A 17,778-nucleotide genomic window follows, 5' to 3' on the forward strand; every position below is an offset into this window, starting at 1 on the left:
GTGTGTCCGGGCGGTGGGGAAGCGATGGACTGTGATGCCTGGATCAGCCCGGCACGCCGTGAGAGAGGATCGCACGATGGAGCAGTCTGAGCTGGAGACCAAGGTTCAGGAGCTGGAGACGGCCCTGGCCGTCCAGGAGGCGAACATGGCCGGGGCGCAGGCCACGCAGGCCGCGACGCAGGCCGGGATGACCTCGACGTTCGGCGCGACGCACGCCGGAACGTGGTCCGTAATGGTCACCGGCAGCGTCGCGCTGCTGGTGGGGATCTTCCTCGGCCTGGCCATCGCCAAGGACTGACGGCCTCTCCCGCCCTACCGGGAGCCGCCGTCCGGCTTTGCGCCGCCCTCTGCCCGGCCTCTCGGCCGGTCGGGGGGCGGCTCGCTGTTCGGTGCCGGTGGCCAGCAGCTGCCGGCATGCGCCTCACAGGTGAACGTTCCCCATGGGTGGGTGTGTGAAGACTGCAACGGCCCTGGGGTCACCCGTTTGCGTGTCGCAGGGTGCGCGCGAGCTCGGCGACGCCCTGGGCGAGGACCGTGCTCCGGCCGGTGGCCCCGAGTCGTTCAGCGCGGTCCGGGTCGACGGCGCCGCGTACGGAGGTGGGCGGCTTCTGCCGTCCGGTGACGGCGTCGGCCTGGTCGGGCCCGAGGATGTGGCATCGACCCCTGCGACACCTCCCAGCGCCAGGCGGTTGATCTTGGATGCGGTCTGGGCCCGAATGAGGCGTCGGAGCGCCTACGCACCTGACCTGGGCACGCTAAGCGTTGCCGATCTACCCTAAAGTGGGAGAATTTAACTAATTCGCGGCTCGGCACTCGCCGCCGTGAGTCGTCATCGATAGAGAACAGGCAGGCCGGGCCATGGCGAAGAAGCCGAAGTCGTCCCACCCCTCGCACGGCGAGGGGCCGAGCCGACACGCAGGGACCGGACAGCACGGCTGGTCGCCGGATGTAGACGAGACGAGCCAGCAGGACAATCCGAGCGCGCACCGCTCCTTCCATCCCGAGCGGCACGCACCCGAGAAGGGCGCCGGAAGAAAGGTGGCCCGTGAGGAGTCTGCTGCGGTGCCGGGCGACCGCGTCAAGAGCACTGGGCGACGCGGCGAGGAACAGACCCGAGGCGGGGCCTCCGCCGAGAAGGGAATGCACGACACTGGCCCCAGGGGCCGCTCTCAGCGCCCCAGCGGCACGAAGGACGCCTCGGCGGTCACCGGCGTGGACCCGAAGGACCCGAAATAGCCTTCCCCAAGGCTGACGAACCAGCGGGTCCGCCGCTCGATCCGGATACCCGCGCCGCGCACGGCGGACGGTGAGCGGTGGCAGAGATCTCCAGCAATGCGGCCCGGGCCGGCCGCCGCCCGAAGGGCCTGGTTCATGCCGCCGAGGAGACCGGAGCCCCAATGCGGTCAGCAGATCCGTGGTAGCTGTTCACCGATCGGCAGGTCCACCACCCGCGTACCGCCGAGGGCGGTGCGTGCCACGACCATGCCCGGGTGCTCCTCAACCGCTTCGCCGATAACCGCCGCCCTCGTTCCCATCGGGTGCGCCCGCATCGCGCCGAGGACGGCGTCCGCGTGGACACGGGGGACGAAGGCCACCAGCTTGCCCTCGTTGGCCACGTACATCGGGTCGAGACCGAGGATCGCGCAGGCGTTGGCGACCGGGGAGGGTACGGGAACGCGGTTCTCGTGGAGCACGACGCCGGTGTGGGCTGCCGCCGCGATCTCGTTGAGGGTTGCGGCAAGGCCACCGCGGGTGGGGTCGCGCAGCACATGGAGATCGGGGGTCACGGCCAGCATGGCCTCGACCAGACCGCCCAGGGGTGCGCAGTCGCTCTCGATCTGCACGCCGAATTCGAGGCCCTCCCGCACGCTCATGATCGCGACTCCGTGGACGCCGATGTCGCCGCTGACGATCACGACGTCGCCCGGCACGACGCGCTGGGGCCGCAGGTCGACGCCGGGTGGGACGAGGCCGATGCCGGCGGTGTTGATGTAGATGCCGTCGCCGTGTCCGGCCTCGACGACCTTGGTGTCGCCGGTGACGATTTCGACGCCGGCCGCGCGGGCGGCGTCGCCCAGCGCCATGGCCACCCTGGCGACGATCTCGACCTCCACGCCTTCTTCCAAGATGAATCCGCAGGAGAGGTAGGCGGCCTTGGCGCCGCTCATCGCCAGGTCGTTCACCGTGCCGTTTACGGCGAGGTCGCCGATGCTTCCTCCGGGGAAGAACAGCGGTCGGACCACGAAGGAGTCGGTGGAGAAGGCAAGCCGTGCCCCGCCCAGGTCCACAGCCGCCGAGTCGCCGAGCTGAGCCAGCGTCTGGCCGCCGAAGGCGGGCGCGAAGACGTGCTGGACCAGTTCGGCGGAGAGCGCTCCGCCACCGCCGTGGCCCATCACGATCCTCGGCTGGTCCCGCAGCGGGGCCGGGCACGTCCAGGCGGCGGGGTCGGGCAGATGGACCTTGGTGCTCTCAGACAACGGGGCTCGCCTCCAGCGATGGGTTCGGCAGTTCGAGGCGCCGGTAGAGGTAGTAGGCGGCGCACGCGCCCTCGCTGGAGACCATCGTGGCGCCGAGCGGGGTGCGAGGAGTGCAGGTGGTGCCGAAGGCCTCACAGGCGTTCGGCTTGAGCAGCCCTTGAAGGACCTCGCCACTGCGGCACTCCGCGGGTTCCCGGGTATCGATGCCGGCCACCGAGAAGCGGAGTTCGGCGTCGTAGTCGCGGTAGCGGGAGGAGAGCCGCCAGCCGCTGCCGGGGATGACTCCGATGCCGCGCCAGGCGCGGTCGGTCACTTCGAAAACGTCCTCCAGCATGGCCCGCGCGGCCGGGTTGCCCTCCGAACGCACGGCACGCGGATAGGCATTGTCCACCCGGTGCTCGCCGCGCTCCAGTTGCAGGACGGCACGCCTCACGCCCTCCAGGATGTCCAGCGGCTCAAAACCGGTGACCACGATCGGCACCCGGTAGCGCTCGGCCAGTTCGGGGTACTCACCGACGCCCATCACGCTGCACACATGTCCGGCCGCGAGGAACGCCTGCACTCGGCAGTCCGGGGACTCCATGATCGCCTCGATGGCCGGGGGCACCCGGACGTGCGAGACCAGCAGACTGAAGTTGGTGATGCCGAGCTTGCGAGCCTGATACACCGTCATGGCGTTCGGGGGCGCGGTGGTCTCGAAGCCGATACCGAAGAACACCACCTGGCGGTCGGGGTTCTGCTGGGCGATCCGCAGGGCGTCGAGCGGCGAGTAGACCACGCGGACGTCACCGCCCTCGCTGCGGACCCGAAACAGGTCGCGGCCGGTGCCGGGGACGCGGAGCATGTCACCGAACGAGCAGAAGATGACGCCCGGCCTAGAAGCGATCTCCAGCGCCTTGTCGATGACCTCCAGCGGGGTGACACACACGGGACAGCCCGGACCGTGGATCAACTCAACCTGATCGGGAAGGAGTTGATCGATGCCGTGCCTGATGATGGTGTGTGTCTGACCGCCACACACCTCCATCAACGCCCACGGCCGGGTCACCACGGAGTGGATGCTGTCGAGTAGCCGCCGCGCAAGGCCGGGGTTCTGGAACTCGTCGATATATTTCACTGCTGAGCCTCCTGCACGGCTTGATCCTCTCCGGGCCACGGGGCGCCCCCGGCCTCCGCGGCCAGCTCCCACGGGTCGCCGAACTCCTCCTGGAGCAGACCGAGGGTGGTGAACAATTCGAGGGTCTGCCGCGCTGACTCCTCGTCCAGGCGCTGGAGCGCGAAACCGACGTGCACGATGGCGTACTCGCCGACCTGGAGGTCCGGTAGATACTCCAGGCACACTTCCTTGACCACGCCGCCGAAGTCGACGTTGGCCATCCGGGTGCCGTCCCGTTCCTCGATGTCCAGCACTCTGCCGGGTACCGCCAGGCACATGGGGGTCTCCTCACTGAAAGTAGTCCGTGGGCCGGGGCGCGCCCGGTGACGGGCGAGCACGGGAAGTCAGGCGCCACCGGGCGGGCGGCGGGCACTGGCGCGCGCGGCGACGATCAGCTGACCGAGGGCGAGGCCTCCGTCGTTGGGAGGCACGCGGTGGTGTCGCAGGACAGTGAAGCCGTCCGCGCGCAGCGCGCCCGCGCAGGCGGAGGAGAGCAGGGAGTTGGCGAACACGCCCCCGCTCAGAGCCACGGTGTCCAGCGCGTGGTCCGCCCGTGCTCGCGCGCACATCGCCCGGCCCAGAGCGGCCACCGCGTGGTGGAAACGCGCGGCGACGAGTGCGGGGGAGGCTCCGGCGCGTACGTCTGCCACGACGGCCTCGATCACGGGAGCCGGGTCCGCGGTGACCACGCCCCCCGGCGAGACGTCCCGCAGTGTGAACGCGTATCCGCTCGGGTCCGGTTCGGCCGCGGCCAGCGCGGCGGCCTCCAGTTCGATGGCCGCCTGCGCTTCGTACCCCGATCGGTGGCAGATCCCCGCGAGGGAGGAGACGGCGTCGAAGAGGCGGCCCATACTGGAGGTAGGTACGCAGTTGAGGTTCCGCTCCAACTGGCGCTCCAGTACGGCGCGTTCGTCCGGCGGGCAGGCGGCCACCGGGGGCAGGTCGGCCGTCCAGGCGATGCCCGCGGACCACAGGTGCGCAAGGGCCATCCGGTAGGGCCGATGTACGGCCGCGTCGCCGCCGGGCAGTGGCACGTAGGCGAGGTGTCCATATCGGGTGAACCCGTCGTAGTCGGCCAGCAGGATTTCCCCGCCCCACACCGCCGAGTCATCCCCGTAGCCGGTGCCGTCGAAGGCGATGCCGATGACCGGCCGGCTGCCGTCGAGCCCGTGTTCCGCCATCGCCGCGGCCACATGCGCGTGGTGGTGCTGGACGCGCACCAGCGGCCGGCCGTCCGTATGGCGCACGGCCCAGTGCGCCGAGCGGTAGCCGGGGTGCCGGTCGGCCGCGAGGAGCTCCGGCGTCACCCCGGTGACGGACTCCAGCTGTGCTTCGGCCCGCGCGAAGGCGTGCTGGGTAGCGAGGTCGTCCATGTCGCCGATGTGCGCGGACAGCCAGGCCCTGCGGCCCTCACCGAGGCAGAACGTGTTCTTCAGATCGCCCCCGACGGCGAGGGCCGGCGTGACGGGCACCGGCAGAGCCAGCGGGAGCGGGGCATAGCCGCGGGCTCTGCGGACCATCAGCTGCTCGCCGTCGCAGATCCGTACCACCGAGTCGTCGCACGGTACGTGGATGGGGCGGTCGTGGGTGAGCCAGGCGTCCGCGAGGGTGCCAAGCCGCTCGATCGCCTCATCGTCGTCGGTGACGATGGGCTCCCCGGCCAGGTTGCCGCTCGTCATGACGAGCAGCCGTGGGCCCTCGGGATCGGTGGGCAGGCCGAGCAGCAGATGGTGCAGGGGGGTGTACGCAAGCATCACGCCGAGGTCGGGGCTGCCCGGCGCGACGGCTTCGGACAGCCTCGGCCCACCCATCGCCGTCGGGTCGGCGACCCTGCGGCGCAGCAGCACGATGGGCCGAACGGCGCCGCTCAGCAGTGCCCGCTCCGCCGGGCCGGCGTGCGCGAGGTGTTCCACGTCGGTGACATCCCGTGCCATGAGCGCGAACGGCTTGTTGCCGCGCGCCTTGCGCTCGCGCAGCAAGCCAACCGCTGTGGGGTGGGTGGCATCGCAGGCGAGGTGGTAGCCGCCCAGTCCCTTGACGGCGAGGACGGCACCCCGCGCCAGAAGTTCGCGGGCCCCGGCGACGGGATCACCGGCGATCATCTCAGGTGGGCCACTGGAGGCGGCGCCCAGCAGGCGCAGGCGTGGCCCGCAGGCCGGGCAGGCGATGGGCTGCGCGTGGAAGCGGCGGTCGGTGGGATCGGCGTACTCCCGGGCGCATTCGGCGCACATGGGGAAGTCCGCCATGGTCGTCCGGGCCCGGTCGTAGGGCAGGCCAGTGGCGATCGTGAAGCGGGGGCCGCAGTGGGTGCAGGTGATGAACGGGTGCCGGTGGCGCCGGTCGCCCTCGGCCGCCAGTTCCGCGAGGCACGCGGCGCAGGTGGCCACATCGGGTGAGAGCAGAGTACGGGCGGGGCCCTGGGCACGGGAGGGCACGATGACGAAGCCCTGGCCCCCTGCGGCCGGCACCTCCTCTTGGCTCACGGACTCCACGACGGCCAGCGGGGGCGCGTCGGCGGCGATGCGTGCGCAGAACCCCGTCACTGCCGCTGGTGTGCCTTCCACCTCGGTGATCACGCCGTCCCCGGTGTTGCTCACATGCCCCGCGAGACCGAGACCGGTGGCCAGCGTGTAGACGTAGGGCCGGAACCCGACGCCCTGGACGACGCCCCGGACCGTGACCCGGCGGCGCACGGCCTTGGCGGCGAGAGTCATATCGGGCTGGGTGGAGGTCACGGGTGACGGTGTTTCGCGGCGCCTGGCGCGCCGGCGTGGGTGCGTGCGGGACCGTGCAGGTCGGAGGGGGGCCCGGCGGCGTCGTGATGGTGTTCGTGGCTGTGCTGCTCGTCATGGTGGGGGTGTTCAGATGGCCGCTGTGCCATCACTGGCTGGTGGACCCCGCCGCCGTCGGCCGCGGCCACCGCCCGGTCGAGCAGATCGCCGATGCCAGGACCGCGGCGGGCTGAGGTGAGGAGCACCTCCACTCCCGGGTTGACCTGAGCGACGTGTGCGCGGAAGGCCGCTTCGTCGAATTCGACGACGTCGGCGATGTCGCTCTTGGTCACCACCACCAGGTGGGCAAGGCCGAAGGCGGTGGGGTACTTCAGGGGTTTGTCCTCTCCCTCGGTCACCGAGGCGAGGACGACCCGCAGGGTCTCGCCCAGGTCGTAGGAGGCGGGACAGACCAGGTTGCCGACGTTTTCCACGAACAGTAGGCGGGTGTCGTCGGGCAGCCATCCGTCGAGGTGGCCGCCCAGCATCGCCGCCTCCAGGTGGCACAGTCCGTCGGTGAGGACCTGTTTGACCGGGACGCCCGAGCGGGCCAGCCTCCTGGCGTCGTGCTCGGTGGCGAGGTCGGCAGTGAGGGCGGCCACCGGGATGCCGCGTTCGCGCGCCAGGAGCAGCTCGCGTTCCAGCAGTGCCGTTTTCCCGCTGCCCGGGCTGGACAGCAGATTGATCACCGAGGTGCCGCGGGCGGCCAGTTCGGCCCGCAAGGTTCCCGCGCTCGCGTCGTTCTTGGCGAGGACCGCACGGTGCAGGTCCACTTCTCGGCACATGGTTCAGCACTCCTCGGGGATCGGTTCGCGGTCCCGTTCGCTGGGCGGGCCGTCCTCCCAGCGCACTCCGACGATCTGGAGCTCGCGGCCGCGCAGGAGCTCCGCGGCCGCGTCGCCGCACGCCGGGCAGCACAGCTGCGGGGGCATGCCGACCGCCCATTCGTACGCGCAGGGCCCGCAGCGGGCGCGTCCGGGCACGGACTCGGTGATGAGTTCGGCGCCTTCGAGAACCGTCCCCGCACAGGCGAGTTCGAAGCTGAAGGACAGGGCGTCGGGGACGACTCCGGCCAGCTCACCGACTTGGAGCCGCACTGCGGTGACCGCCGTCGCGCCGGCCCGGACCGCTGCTTCCTCCACCTGGCCGACGACGGCCATCGCGATGGACATCTCATGCATCGGGCCGCCTCCGTCCTGGCGGAGGTCGCAGCCGTGCGGCCAGCCCGCCAGGCACCATTACACGGTGACTGGCGCAGGGCTCGCGTCGTGGCTCGCCGACGCCGGGGCCGACGTACACCGTTCGACGCAGCGGCCGTGGGGCGTGCGAGGGACACTCTCACATGCGGCGCATGCGCAGGTAACGCCTGATGTCGGGCAGGACCTGCTTCACCAGGGCTGCGAGCGCGGCGGTGGCCGCGACCTTGCCGATGACGGATCTCTTCATGGATCTCTCCTCTCCTCACGTGCCGAGTCACTTGGCTGCTCACAAGCCATACGTTCGGGTGGCAGCCGGTGCTGGCGCCTCCCGCTTCGCCGTACCTCGCTCGTCGCGCTGTACGAGGTCGAGCACCCACTGCACCGCCTCAGGCACGGCGGCCGCCACCGGCGCGCTCAGGCCGAGGCATTCCTCTACCGAGAGGGGTTCGCATCCGATCACCAGCGTGCGTCGCGGGGGCCGCGCCCCGGTGCCGGCGCAGAGAGTGTCCAGCAGGGCGAGCACCGTGTCGGGCGACATGTGGTGACCGTCGACCACAGCGCCCTGGGGCGCCTCGCTTCCGGGCGTACCCGCCTCGATGAGGTAGAGCGACCCCGGGGCGCCACCGCGAGCGGTGGCGTCGAGCAGGATCAGGGTGTCGTAGCCGTCGAGCAGCTGGTAGGCGAGGTGCACACCGCGCACGCCGAAGTCCACCGCCTCGACACCGGGGGGCAGTTGGTGCTCGTGCAGGGCGCGTACGGACTCGACCCCGAAGCCGTCGTCGCCGAGGAAGACGTTGCCGACGCCGGCCACCAGGGTGCGGGCGATGTCCTCGCGGCGCGGTGTCCCGCTCATGTCTCCTCCGGGTGAGCTACCTCGTCGGGCTGGAAGTACAGGAACCGGCCCTGTTCACGGCGGATGTCGGCGCCCGGATCCCCCTCGACGGTCACCGCGAGGTGCACTGCGCCGTCGACGTCGTGCAGCACCGCCTCGACCTGGGCGGTGCGCCCGTGCAGGAAGAGGTCCTGGGCGTCGCTGCGACGCAGTCCGGGCCTGAGGAGTACGCGGCTGCCCGCGCTCACCGGGCGCCCGTCGATGACGACCTCGTCGGTCGCCGGGTCGAAGCCGGCGTCGCTGGCGGGATCCCACCAAGGCTTCTCCGGCCAGGGAGCGATCTGTCCGGCGTCGGGCCACACCTCCGGAGCTGTCGGCTGCGGGGTGGTGCCGGACGGTCCGGTGATGTCCCGCAGGGTGCGCACCGCGCCATGCAGCCGCTCCAGCACCTCGGGCGGCATCGAGTCGGCCAGGTCGATCACTGCGGCCGCCTTCGCGTCGGTGCCGCGTGCCTCGCGCTTCTCCTCGTCCGTGAGGGCAGCGGTCCGCAGCGCGAGGATCTCGTCGATCTCGGTGGCGTCGTATAGGGCACCCGGGCTCTCCGGGGCGATGGCCGGATGGTCCTCCAGAATGATCGGAGAGGACAGGACGAGATCCGTATGCCCGGGCGCGCCCGCCAGCACCGGCCACGTGTGCAGATTCCGGCAGGCCGCCACCGCGCCCCTGGCCCACTCGGGCGGGTCCGTCATCGAGAGGAACGCTCCGGAGCCGATGTGCAGCAGCAGGTGGGCGGCGACCAGCGAGTGCGGCAGCACCGCTTCCCGGTCGAGAGCGACGCCCTCGTCCGGTGTCCATGAGCTGGTGTTCTCGACCACCGCCGTCAACCGCAGTACCCGGTACGGGCCTTCGACCTCGGTCGCGTTCAGGCGCAGGACGCCCTCGACCGGCCGGGCGTGGCGGACCAGACGGCCCACGATCGCGCCCTGGGCGTCGTGTACGGGTTCGGTCTCTTCGCCGGCCGGCCGGCTGAAGGTCACGCAGCGGCCGCCGCGGGTCAGTTCGGCGACGGTGGTCGACACCTCCACGCGCTCTTCGGCGCCTTCGTCCCACGGGACCAGGACGCGGTCGGGCAAGTGGAGTTCCGGGACGGTCTCGAAAGTGCCGTCCGCCAGGGCCCGTTGCACCGTGCGCCGCCGTGCGCGCAGGAATCTCAACTCGGCCGAGAACGCGGCATCCGCCTTCGGTTCCATCAGGCACTCGGTCTGCTGGAAGCTGTGCTCCGCCGTGTCGGCCCCCCACACCGGCGGGACAAGGACCCCGAACTGCCAGCGCAGCCGATTCTTGGCCGCCGAGGCGCGGTAGGGGTAGAGGACATAGCCCTCGAAGAGCACGGCGTCGGCAACCGCCCTGGCCGATGCGAACCGGGTGTCGGCCTCCGGGCTGAACACGGGTGCACTCACGGGGAAGTCCTCTCGGTGACTCGCGACAGCAGGGCCTCCAGCGGTGTCCGGTCCCGGCCGAGCGGGGGCTCCGCCGCGTCGAGGAGCGCGTGCACGGTCGCCTCCCAGGACGGCAGCGATGCCCGGGAGCGGAACGCGAGCAGAGCGTCCATCGTTTCGCGCGGCAGCCGGATCCAGCCGCAGCCGGGGAAGTGCTGGTGGAGCATCTCGCGCCACACCGCGACCGGCATCCGGCAGGACGCTTCCCGGTCCCAGGGAACCGGCTCCACCTGGAATCCGCCGACTCCGGTGAAGGCAGTGCCGGAGAACAGCATCAGGAGCGGCACCTCTCCCCCGGTCAGCGCACCGAAGTACCGGCTCGCGGCGATGTCCATGTCGTAGGTGCACGGCACCACCAGATCGGTCTCCGTCTCCCCGGTGAAGCTGGGGACCATGACAGACACCTGCGCGAACTGCACGGGTTGCATCGTGCCGCCCCAGCGCGAACGCTCCCCGAACAGATCGGCGAGGCCCGCGGCCTCCTCGTCGTCATAACCGCGTCTGACCGGTTCGATGCGGATCTGGCAGCGCAGCGCGAGGGCGTGCACGCGGGCACGCCCGGACGCGGTGACGCGCAGCCGGAAGACCAGGGTGGGGCCCGCGGCGTAGGGGTCGGCGCGTACGCCCTCGCACGCGAAGGAGAATTCGGTCATGGCCGCCCCACCCGGTCCACGCTCGTGACGCGGGACCCGACATGGGCGAAGAAGTCCGCCAGCGCGGCGCGCGCCTCCGCTCCGCCGTCGAAGCCCTGCCACAACAGCCTCATCCGGCCGACCAGTTCGTAGCAGATGTCGATGGGGACCAGGTGGCATTCGACGTGCCCGTCGGTGCGGTGGAACAGCAGCGCTTCGACGTCCGGTTCGAGTACGGCGGCCAGCCGGCTGCCGCTGAGCACGGACTGCCAGACGGACGGTTCCAGTTCGCTCTCGGTGGCCCCGGCCGGACTCGGATAGAGCGCGACGTACCGGTCCAGCGCGGCGTTGCGGAAGAAGAAGGCGACGCCCACAGGGATCTGCAGGAGCCCCCACGTCGTGTCGTCGAGGTGCATGCCCGGGTCGGTCAGATAGCGGTCGGGGACGGCCCGGAAGCGGCCGCCTGCGGCGCCGGACTTGGCGAAGAGCAACGCACACGGGGTGCAGGCGCAGGCCAGGACGCGCCGCTCGGTGTCCACGAGGTGGCGGTGGGCGTCGTCGGCGAGCGCGGCCGCGCACAACTCGCACCGCTCCTCACGGGGCGCCGGAGGCTCCGCGAACCTGCGCAGTCCCCGGGCTCGCGGGGGGCGCCGGCCGGTCGGCGGGGCGCTCACCGGGCCCGCGCCGAGTCAGGTCCGCCCGTGGGCGCGCTGTCGGGTGGAGCCGTGCCGATCTGAAGCAGTACGGGAGTGCGCTCGGCCGGTGTCTCCCCCAGCTCCACGGAGCTGACCTCCGGTGCGTAACAGGCCAGGGCGGTCTCGACCGCGGTGCGGGCGGCGGCCGCCGTGCTCTGGCACCCGCAGCCCGTATCGGCCCCGGCGGACCGCAGGCGCAACGTGCCGGTGGCTTCGTCGAATGCCACGAGCTCGACGGCATGGCCCTGGACACCGCCCAGGGCGCGGGCGACACGAGTGACGGTGTCCTCGGGGTGCAGGTCGTGCAGGACCAGCAGGCTCGTAACGAGGTCGTCCTCCAGCAGCGCCGAAAGACCACCCCTGCCGGACCCGTCGGAAGCGCGCGCCTCAAGCAGCCCTACGATCCTGGCCAGGCCGGCGCCGTAGAAGTCCATGAGGACGCGGACCAACTCCTCGGCGGCCGCGGCGGCCTCACCGTCACCTGCGGCGGTGAGCCGTTCGAGGATCTCCTCGATGCGGCGGCCGGCCTGCTCGGCGTTGGGGGCTGGTGTCACGCGGTCGGTGGTCTGCGCGCTCATCCGCTCAGACCGCTCAGGCCGGTCGGCATGTGCATCGTCTTGACCGTCTTGCCTCCGCCGACGTACATGTGCACGCCGCACGGCAGACAGGGGTCGAAGCTGCGCACCGCGCGCATGATGTCGATGCCCTTGAAGTTCTCCGGCGAGTTCTCCTCGAAGATCGGCGTGTTCTGCACGGCGTCCTCGTACGGGCCGGGGGTGCCGTAGGTGTCCCGGGTGCTGGCGTTCCAGGGAGTCGGCGGGTACGGGTGGTAGTTGGCGATCTTGCCGTCCCTGATCACCATGTGGTGGGACAGCACACCGCGCACGGCCTCCGTGAAGCCGACGCCGAGGCCCTCGTCGGGCACTTCGAACTTCTCCCACGTCTGGGTTCGCCCGGCGCGCACCTCTTCCAGGCCCTTTTCCGCGCAGTGCAGGGCGATGGCGGCGGCGTAGGCCTGGAAGTACGTGCGGGCCCGGTTGCGTTCGAGGGCGTTGCTCCACTGCGGGATCTTCCACTCGAAACGCGTCTCGGGCTTGGTCATGGTGCGCGGCAGGGTGATCACGACACTGTGTCCGGTGGCCTTGACGTAGTCGGTGTCGACAAGCCCGGACAGTGCGGTGGACCAGAGCCGCGCGATGGGGCCGCCTCCCGTATCGAGCGCCAGGTAGTCCTTGCCGTCGAACCAGCGCGGGGACATCACCCAGCTGTACTTGTCGCCGAAGTCGCGCTTCTGGGGGGCGGGGATGGTGTGCTGGTTCCAGGGGTGGCGCGGGTCCACGGGGTTGCCCAGCGGGTCGTGGGTGACGAACTGCTCCTGGCCCTGCCAGTCCTCGTAGTAGGAGGAGCCCAGCAGGATGCGGATGCCGAGGTTGATCTCGGTGAGGTCGTTGGTGACCAGCTTGCCGTCGACGACGATGCCCGGGGTGACGAACATCTTCCGTCCCCAGTCGGACATGTTGGCGTAGGTGAAGTCGCAGTGTTCGGGGTCGTTCAGGGCACCCCAGCAGCCGAGGAGCACCCGCCGGCGGCCGACTTCCTCGTAGCCGGGCAGGGCCTCGTAGAAGAAGTCGAAGAGGTCGTCGTGGAGCGGCACGACGCGCTTCATGAACTCCACGTACCGCATGAGGCGGCTGAGGTAGTCGGTGAAGAGCTGTACGGAGGCGATGGTGCCCACGCCGCCCGGGTAGAGGGTGGAGGGGTGCACATGGCGGCCCTCCATCAGACAGAACATCTCCCGGGTGTAGCGGCTGACTTGCAGGGCCTCGCGGTAGAACTCGCCCTCAAGGGGGTTGAGCGAGCGCATGATGTCGGCGATGGTGCGGTAGCCGTGCTCGCCGGCGTGCGGCGCCTCGGTGCGTTCGGCCAGTTCCAGGACGCCCGGGTTCGTCTCGCGGACCATTTTCTCGCAGTAGTCGACCCCGACCAGGTTCTCCTGGAAGATGTTGTGGTCAAACATGTACTCGGCTGACTCGCCGAGGTTGATGATCCACTCGGCGAGGTGCGGCGGCTTGACCCCGTAGGCCATGTTCTGGGCGTACACGGAGCAGGTCGCGTGGTTGTCACCGCAGATCCCGCAGATCCGGCTGGTGATGAAGTGCGCGTCGCGGGGGTCCTTGCCCCGCATGAACACGCTGTATCCACGGAAGACCGATGAGGTGCTGTAGCACTCGGCCACCCGTTTCTGCTTGAAGTCGATCTTGGTGTGGATGCCGAGGCTGCCCACGATCCGGGTGATCGGGTCCCAGGCCATCTCCACCAGACCGTTGTTTTCGCCGGTCTTGGTCTTCGGTGCCATCTGTGTGCAGCGCCCTTCTTCAAGTCGTCGCGCGTCACGTCTTCGTGGTGTGCGGCGCCGTGCGTCACGACTTCGTGTGGGGTGGTGGGAACATGCTTCGGGTCGAACCGCCGGCGTCGGCCGGCTACCGCGGGGCTGGTGTCACCAGGGCGGCCGGTATCCGGTGGTCAGCCGGTCGCCGGTGTGGCGCCACTTCGGTTCCTTGTCGACGGTCTTGGCGGTGATCGTACGGAGCTTGCGGATCACCGCTCCGTACGCGCCGCTGGCGGTGCTCGACACCTTGCCTCCGGGCGGTTCGTCCATGAAAGGCATGAACTTGTCGGGGAAGCCGGGCATCGTGCAGGCAATGCAGATGCCGCCCACGTTCGGGCAGCCCCCGATGCCGTTCATCCAGCCGCGCTTGGGCACGTTGCACTTGACGACGGGGCCCCAACAGCCCAGCTTCACCAGGCACTTGGGCGAGTCATAGGTAAGGGCGAACTGGCCCTGCTCGTAGTACCCGCCCCTGTCACACCCCTCGTGCACGGTGGCGCCGAAGAGCCAGGTGGGGCGGAGCTTGTCGTCCAGCGGAATCATCGGCGCGGACCCGGCCGCCTGGTAGAGCAGGTACGTCAGGGTCTCCGAGAAGTTGTCCGGCTGGATAGGGCACCCGGGTACGCAGACGATCGGGATGCCCGCCTTGGACTTCCAGTCCCAGCCGAGGTAGTCGGGCACCCCCATGGCACCGGTCGGGTTGCCCGCCATCGCGTGGATGCCGCCGTAGGTGGCGCAGGTCCCGATCGCCACAACCGCGAGGGCCTTGGGCGCGAGGCGGTCGATCCACTCGCTGGTCGTGATCGGCTGGCCGGTTTCCGGGTTGTCCCCGAAACCGCACCAGTACCCCTCCTGCTTGATGCTCTCGTTGGGGATGGAGCCCTCGACCACCAGGACGAACGGGTCGATCTCGCCCCGCTCCCCCTTGAAGAACCACTCGATGAAGGTGTCGGATCCCCCCACGGGCCCGCATTCGAAGTCGATGAGAGGCCAGTGGACAGCGATCTTCGGCAGGCCGGGCAGCACACCGAGAACGATCTCCTCGATGCTCGGCTGCATCGCAGCCGTCAGGGACACGGAGTCGCCGTCGCAGCTCAGTCCCGCGTTGATCCAGAGGATGTGAATCGGGGACTCGTCCCCGGCGTCGGCACCCGACGCGTCCGCGGTAGCCACCGCGGTCGACGTAGCTGCGTCCATGGCACGCCTCCTAGGGGAGGAACACAACGAAAGGCCGCAGATCGGCCTTCACTCTCTTTGATAACAGTGGGCCGACACCTCCGCGACACCACTGACGACGGGTCCGCCGACGATCACTCGTCTGCCTGGCCTGGCCCCCGCGAGATGCGCCGGCATGCCGTCGGGACGAGCCTTGCGCACGAATGCCCCGCGCAGCGCGTGGTAGGGGGCGTCCGGGTCGAAGAACGTGCGCCGCATGTGGGCGAGCTCTCCCTCGCGGTAGGCGGCCAACGGTTTCGTGCCCTCCTGCCGCTCACGCTCCGCCTTCTTGGCGGCGATCCGCGCGTCGACAGACAGTGACGAGGCGAGCCGCACGGCCATCCGGGTTACCTCGGCGCCGAACTGCTGAGGGCCGCTATCGACCAGGCGGTCCACCAGGCCCATCCGCTGTCCGGCTGCAGCGCCGACCGGCAAGGCCTCCCTCATGAGCCGCTCGGCGGTCTCGGGGCCGACCCGGCGGGGCAAGGTGTACGTCCAGTACTCGGAGCCGTACAGACCCATCAGCCGGTAGTGCGGGTTGAGTACTGCGCCCGTCCTGCACCAGACCTCGTCCGCGGCCAGGGCGAGCAGCACTCCGCCGGCCGCGGCGTTGCCGCCGACGGCAGAAACAACAAGGCGGTCTGTGGTCGAGAGCACGGCCTCCACCAGATCGTCCATCGCGACGATGTTGGCCCAGGACTCCTCGCCCGGGTCGGCGGCCGCCTCGATGACGTTCAGATGGATGCCGTTGGAAAAGAAGTCGCGGTTGCCGCCCAGTACCAGGACCGAGATGGGACGGGAGCAGGCCGCCCGGTAGGCATCGAGCAGACGGCGGCACTGACGGGTGCTCATCGCGCCGCCGGGGAAGGAGAACGACAGGAATCCGGCCCCGCCCTCCTCCCGGTAGCGGATGTCCGACCAGGTTCCGTCCGCGACGCCCGGGTACCCGACTGCCGGGTGTTCCGGCAGGTCCGGCAGAAGCCGGCCGAGGGCGGTGACGGCCGGCAGCTTGAAGGTGGCCGGCCCTCCCGGGCGGCGCCGGGGACGTAGTTCGGGCAGCCATACGGCACCGTCGACGGTCGCCCGGCACACCGCGTCGGCCCGGATGGCAAGCAACTCGCCGGGCTGGCCGCGCAGTTCATGCTCCGGCTGCCCACCGTGCAAGAACCACTCCGCACCCAGCAGCTCGTCCAGCACTCCTGGCTGGGAGTCCGCGGCGCGCAGCGCGCGCAGCACGGTCTCGGTGGTGTCACGGTCCCAGTGGATACGCCGGTACTCCTGGCCGAGGTACGGCCGGACGTGCGGTCGCCGGGCCTCGGGAATGTCCCGCTGGGCGCGAGGGCGGTAGGTTCCGCTCGCGAAGCGTTCGACGGCACTCAGCAGCGCCGTCATCGCGGCGTCGGCCACCTCGTTGCGATACAGGTCGCTCTTGCCCACCGGTGCGACGGCGAAAGTCTCTGTCGCCCACACGTCCCCCGCGTCCATCTCCGCGTCGGCTTGCAGAACGGTGACACCCCACCGGTCCGCCTGCTCGTGGATGGCCCAGTCGAGCGAGGAAGGCCCCCGGTCGCCCACCGGCCCCGGATGCACGATGAGGCAGGTGTGCGCGGCCCAGACGTCCTCGGGGATTGCGCTCTTCAGCATGGGCGCCACGAGCAGATCCGGCTCATGGTGGCGCACCGCGGCGCGCAAGGACTCGTCGTCCCGCGCGATCTCCACCGCCACGGTGTGCCCGTGCTCCCTCAATTCCGCGTGGACCCGTTGGGTCAGGCTGTTGAACGCGCTCGCGATGAGCAGGATGTGCACGGCAGCCTCCCGACTTCCCCGCAGCCACGGAACGCCAGTCCGGCCGCGCCTCCGATAGTCGACCAGAACGCCCCCCCATGGCGATGCCACAGGCGGGGGCCTCCCCCGAAAGGAGCCCGGCCCAGGGCCACCCGGCGGCGCGGAACACGACCGGGCTCGCGCCTGACGGACGAGAGGTCCTGCGCTCAGCCGCCCGGGCGCCCGCGGGCGAGGACCAGCACGGCCGAACGTCCGCGCCTCCTGGGTATACCGCTGCCCGGCTGATGCATACCGTTCACCATCCGTCCTGGGACCCGGCCGAGCGGCTGTCCACCCGTTCCTGCTCCGGCACGCAATGAGCTGCGCGCGCCGCGGCTCCCCGGCCGGGGGGGGAGCCGCAGCGACCGCCTGGGTCAGATGTGACCGCGGCCGTAGTACTGGCCAAGCTGGTCACGGTAGGCGGCGTCGTCGCGGTGCTTGTGTTTGTCGTACTCGGGAGAGTCCTTGATCTGGTCCTTCGTGAGGTTCACATTGACCTTCTCTTCTTTCACATCCACGCGGACGACCGTTCCGGCGGGCAGCATGACGTGCTTGCCGAAAATCCACGGCCCGGTGTCGACGACGATGTACGAGGAGCCCACTTCCTCGGTGGCCTCATCCACCTTTCCGATATGGCCGTCGCTGGCCTCGACCTTGAAGCCGACCAGACTGGTGCCGGGCGTGTAGTGCGACTCGGGGTCGTAGCTCCACATGTCAGTCACAGAGATCTTCTCCTTCTGAGGGCCGCTATCGCGGCAGGTGCTCGGGAGGCTGCAACGGCTGTCGGGGCTGCTCGCCCCCTCTTCATCGAGCCAGTTATCACTATCTGCGCGAGCCGGCAGAAGCCAACGGCCGGCACGGTCGGAGCCCGTAGACCCCTTGTCCAACCGATGCGGACTTGCTGGCCAGCATGCAAACAAGCAGCACAGACAGGATCTCGGTCTGCTTCGTGCGTAACGGGCGTTCCAGCATGAGCCGCCAGTTCCTTGAGGGACGGGTATGGTTCTGGCTTCGCCAATCCTGCCCGTATCAACAGCTGCGGCAACAAGCCTCTACGCCACCCGGCCCAACTGCCACCCAGTCGGCCGC

19 protein-coding genes are annotated in these 17,778 nt (G+C 70.1%); 2 read left to right on the forward strand and 17 right to left on the reverse strand.

Features of this window, described 5'->3' with window-relative positions:
* The first annotated feature begins 76 nt into the window (after positions 1 to 76).
* A complete protein-coding gene (locus ACFWA7_RS22920; protein WP_385542552.1) occupies positions 77 to 298 on the forward strand; it encodes a hypothetical protein in 222 nt (73 codons plus the stop codon).
* A 560-nt stretch (positions 299 to 858) separates the two neighbouring features.
* Entirely contained in the window at positions 859 to 1,236 is a 378-nt protein-coding gene (locus ACFWA7_RS22925; protein WP_385542549.1) for a hypothetical protein, read from the forward strand.
* Here the strand turns inward: ACFWA7_RS22925 and ACFWA7_RS22930 are convergent.
* The 17 genes from ACFWA7_RS22930 to ACFWA7_RS23010 all read right to left on the reverse strand — a co-directional run bounded on the left by ACFWA7_RS22930 (position 1,170) and on the right by ACFWA7_RS23010 (position 17,402).
* A complete protein-coding gene (locus ACFWA7_RS22930) occupies positions 1,170 to 1,373 on the reverse strand; it encodes a hypothetical protein (RefSeq protein ID WP_385824898.1) in 204 nt (67 codons plus the stop codon). The genes ACFWA7_RS22925 and ACFWA7_RS22930 overlap by 67 nt on opposite strands.
* A gap of 30 nt (positions 1,374 to 1,403) precedes the next feature.
* Positions 1,404 to 2,393 carry a hydrogenase expression/formation protein HypE gene (hypE, locus tag ACFWA7_RS22935; RefSeq protein ID WP_385542586.1) on the reverse strand — a complete coding sequence of 330 codons (990 nt, stop codon included), beginning with the start codon at positions 2,391 to 2,393 and terminating at the stop codon, positions 1,404 to 1,406.
* 76 nt (positions 2,394 to 2,469) lie between these two features.
* A complete protein-coding gene (hypD, locus tag ACFWA7_RS22940; RefSeq protein WP_385542546.1) occupies positions 2,470 to 3,594 on the reverse strand; it encodes a hydrogenase formation protein HypD in 1,125 nt (374 codons plus the stop codon).
* Positions 3,591 to 3,911, reverse strand: a complete 321-nt coding sequence (locus ACFWA7_RS22945; RefSeq protein ID WP_385824878.1) for a HypC/HybG/HupF family hydrogenase formation chaperone — start codon at positions 3,909 to 3,911, stop codon at positions 3,591 to 3,593. The genes hypD and ACFWA7_RS22945 overlap by 4 nt, the downstream gene beginning before the upstream one ends.
* Before the next feature lie 66 nt (positions 3,912 to 3,977).
* Entirely contained in the window at positions 3,978 to 6,347 is a 2,370-nt protein-coding gene (gene hypF, locus ACFWA7_RS22950; protein WP_385824894.1) for a carbamoyltransferase HypF, read from the reverse strand.
* 17 nt (positions 6,348 to 6,364) lie between these two features.
* Positions 6,365 to 7,189: a hydrogenase nickel incorporation protein HypB gene (gene hypB, locus ACFWA7_RS22955; RefSeq protein ID WP_385824880.1), complete on the reverse strand. Its 825-nt coding sequence runs from the start codon at positions 7,187 to 7,189 to the stop codon at positions 6,365 to 6,367.
* Between the two features lie 3 nt (positions 7,190 to 7,192).
* On the reverse strand, positions 7,193 to 7,585 hold the full coding sequence (locus tag ACFWA7_RS22960; protein ID WP_385542537.1) for a hydrogenase maturation nickel metallochaperone HypA: 393 nt from the start codon (positions 7,583 to 7,585) through the stop codon (positions 7,193 to 7,195).
* A 157-nt stretch (positions 7,586 to 7,742) separates the two neighbouring features.
* Positions 7,743 to 7,850 carry a DUF6893 family small protein gene (locus tag ACFWA7_RS22965; protein ID WP_385542534.1) on the reverse strand — a complete coding sequence of 36 codons (108 nt, stop codon included), beginning with the start codon at positions 7,848 to 7,850 and terminating at the stop codon, positions 7,743 to 7,745.
* A gap of 39 nt (positions 7,851 to 7,889) precedes the next feature.
* Positions 7,890 to 8,456, reverse strand: a complete 567-nt coding sequence (locus ACFWA7_RS22970) for a hydrogenase maturation protease (RefSeq protein ID WP_385542531.1) — start codon at positions 8,454 to 8,456, stop codon at positions 7,890 to 7,892.
* Positions 8,453 to 9,895, reverse strand: a complete 1,443-nt coding sequence (locus ACFWA7_RS22975) for a hypothetical protein (RefSeq protein WP_385824882.1) — start codon at positions 9,893 to 9,895, stop codon at positions 8,453 to 8,455. The genes ACFWA7_RS22970 and ACFWA7_RS22975 overlap by 4 nt, the downstream gene beginning before the upstream one ends.
* Positions 9,892 to 10,587, reverse strand: a complete 696-nt coding sequence (locus ACFWA7_RS22980) for a DUF6084 family protein (RefSeq protein ID WP_385824884.1) — start codon at positions 10,585 to 10,587, stop codon at positions 9,892 to 9,894. Before ACFWA7_RS22980 ends, ACFWA7_RS22975 begins: the two co-directional genes overlap by 4 nt.
* Positions 10,584 to 11,240 carry a DUF5947 family protein gene (locus ACFWA7_RS22985; protein ID WP_385542522.1) on the reverse strand — a complete coding sequence of 219 codons (657 nt, stop codon included), beginning with the start codon at positions 11,238 to 11,240 and terminating at the stop codon, positions 10,584 to 10,586. Before ACFWA7_RS22985 ends, ACFWA7_RS22980 begins: the two co-directional genes overlap by 4 nt.
* Positions 11,237 to 11,839 carry a hypothetical protein gene (locus ACFWA7_RS22990; RefSeq protein WP_385542519.1) on the reverse strand — a complete coding sequence of 201 codons (603 nt, stop codon included), beginning with the start codon at positions 11,837 to 11,839 and terminating at the stop codon, positions 11,237 to 11,239. The genes ACFWA7_RS22985 and ACFWA7_RS22990 overlap by 4 nt, the downstream gene beginning before the upstream one ends.
* Positions 11,836 to 13,617 (reverse strand): nickel-dependent hydrogenase large subunit, encoded by a 1,782-nt coding sequence (locus ACFWA7_RS22995; RefSeq protein ID WP_385542516.1) that lies wholly within the window; start codon positions 13,615 to 13,617, stop codon positions 11,836 to 11,838. The genes ACFWA7_RS22990 and ACFWA7_RS22995 overlap by 4 nt, the downstream gene beginning before the upstream one ends.
* Positions 13,618 to 13,758: 141 nt before the next feature.
* Positions 13,759 to 14,847 carry a hydrogenase expression protein HypE gene (locus ACFWA7_RS23000; RefSeq protein ID WP_385824886.1) on the reverse strand — a complete coding sequence of 363 codons (1,089 nt, stop codon included), beginning with the start codon at positions 14,845 to 14,847 and terminating at the stop codon, positions 13,759 to 13,761.
* A 48-nt stretch (positions 14,848 to 14,895) separates the two neighbouring features.
* Positions 14,896 to 16,671: a hydrogenase maturation protein gene (locus ACFWA7_RS23005; RefSeq protein WP_385824888.1), complete on the reverse strand. Its 1,776-nt coding sequence runs from the start codon at positions 16,669 to 16,671 to the stop codon at positions 14,896 to 14,898.
* Between the two features lie 392 nt (positions 16,672 to 17,063).
* Positions 17,064 to 17,402 (reverse strand): PRC-barrel domain-containing protein, encoded by a 339-nt coding sequence (locus tag ACFWA7_RS23010; protein ID WP_385542580.1) that lies wholly within the window; start codon positions 17,400 to 17,402, stop codon positions 17,064 to 17,066.
* Between the last annotated feature and the right edge of the window lie 376 nt (positions 17,403 to 17,778).

This window comes from Streptomyces sp. NPDC059994, from assembly GCF_042737755.1.
GTDB lineage: Bacteria > Actinomycetota > Actinomycetes > Streptomycetales > Streptomycetaceae > Streptomyces.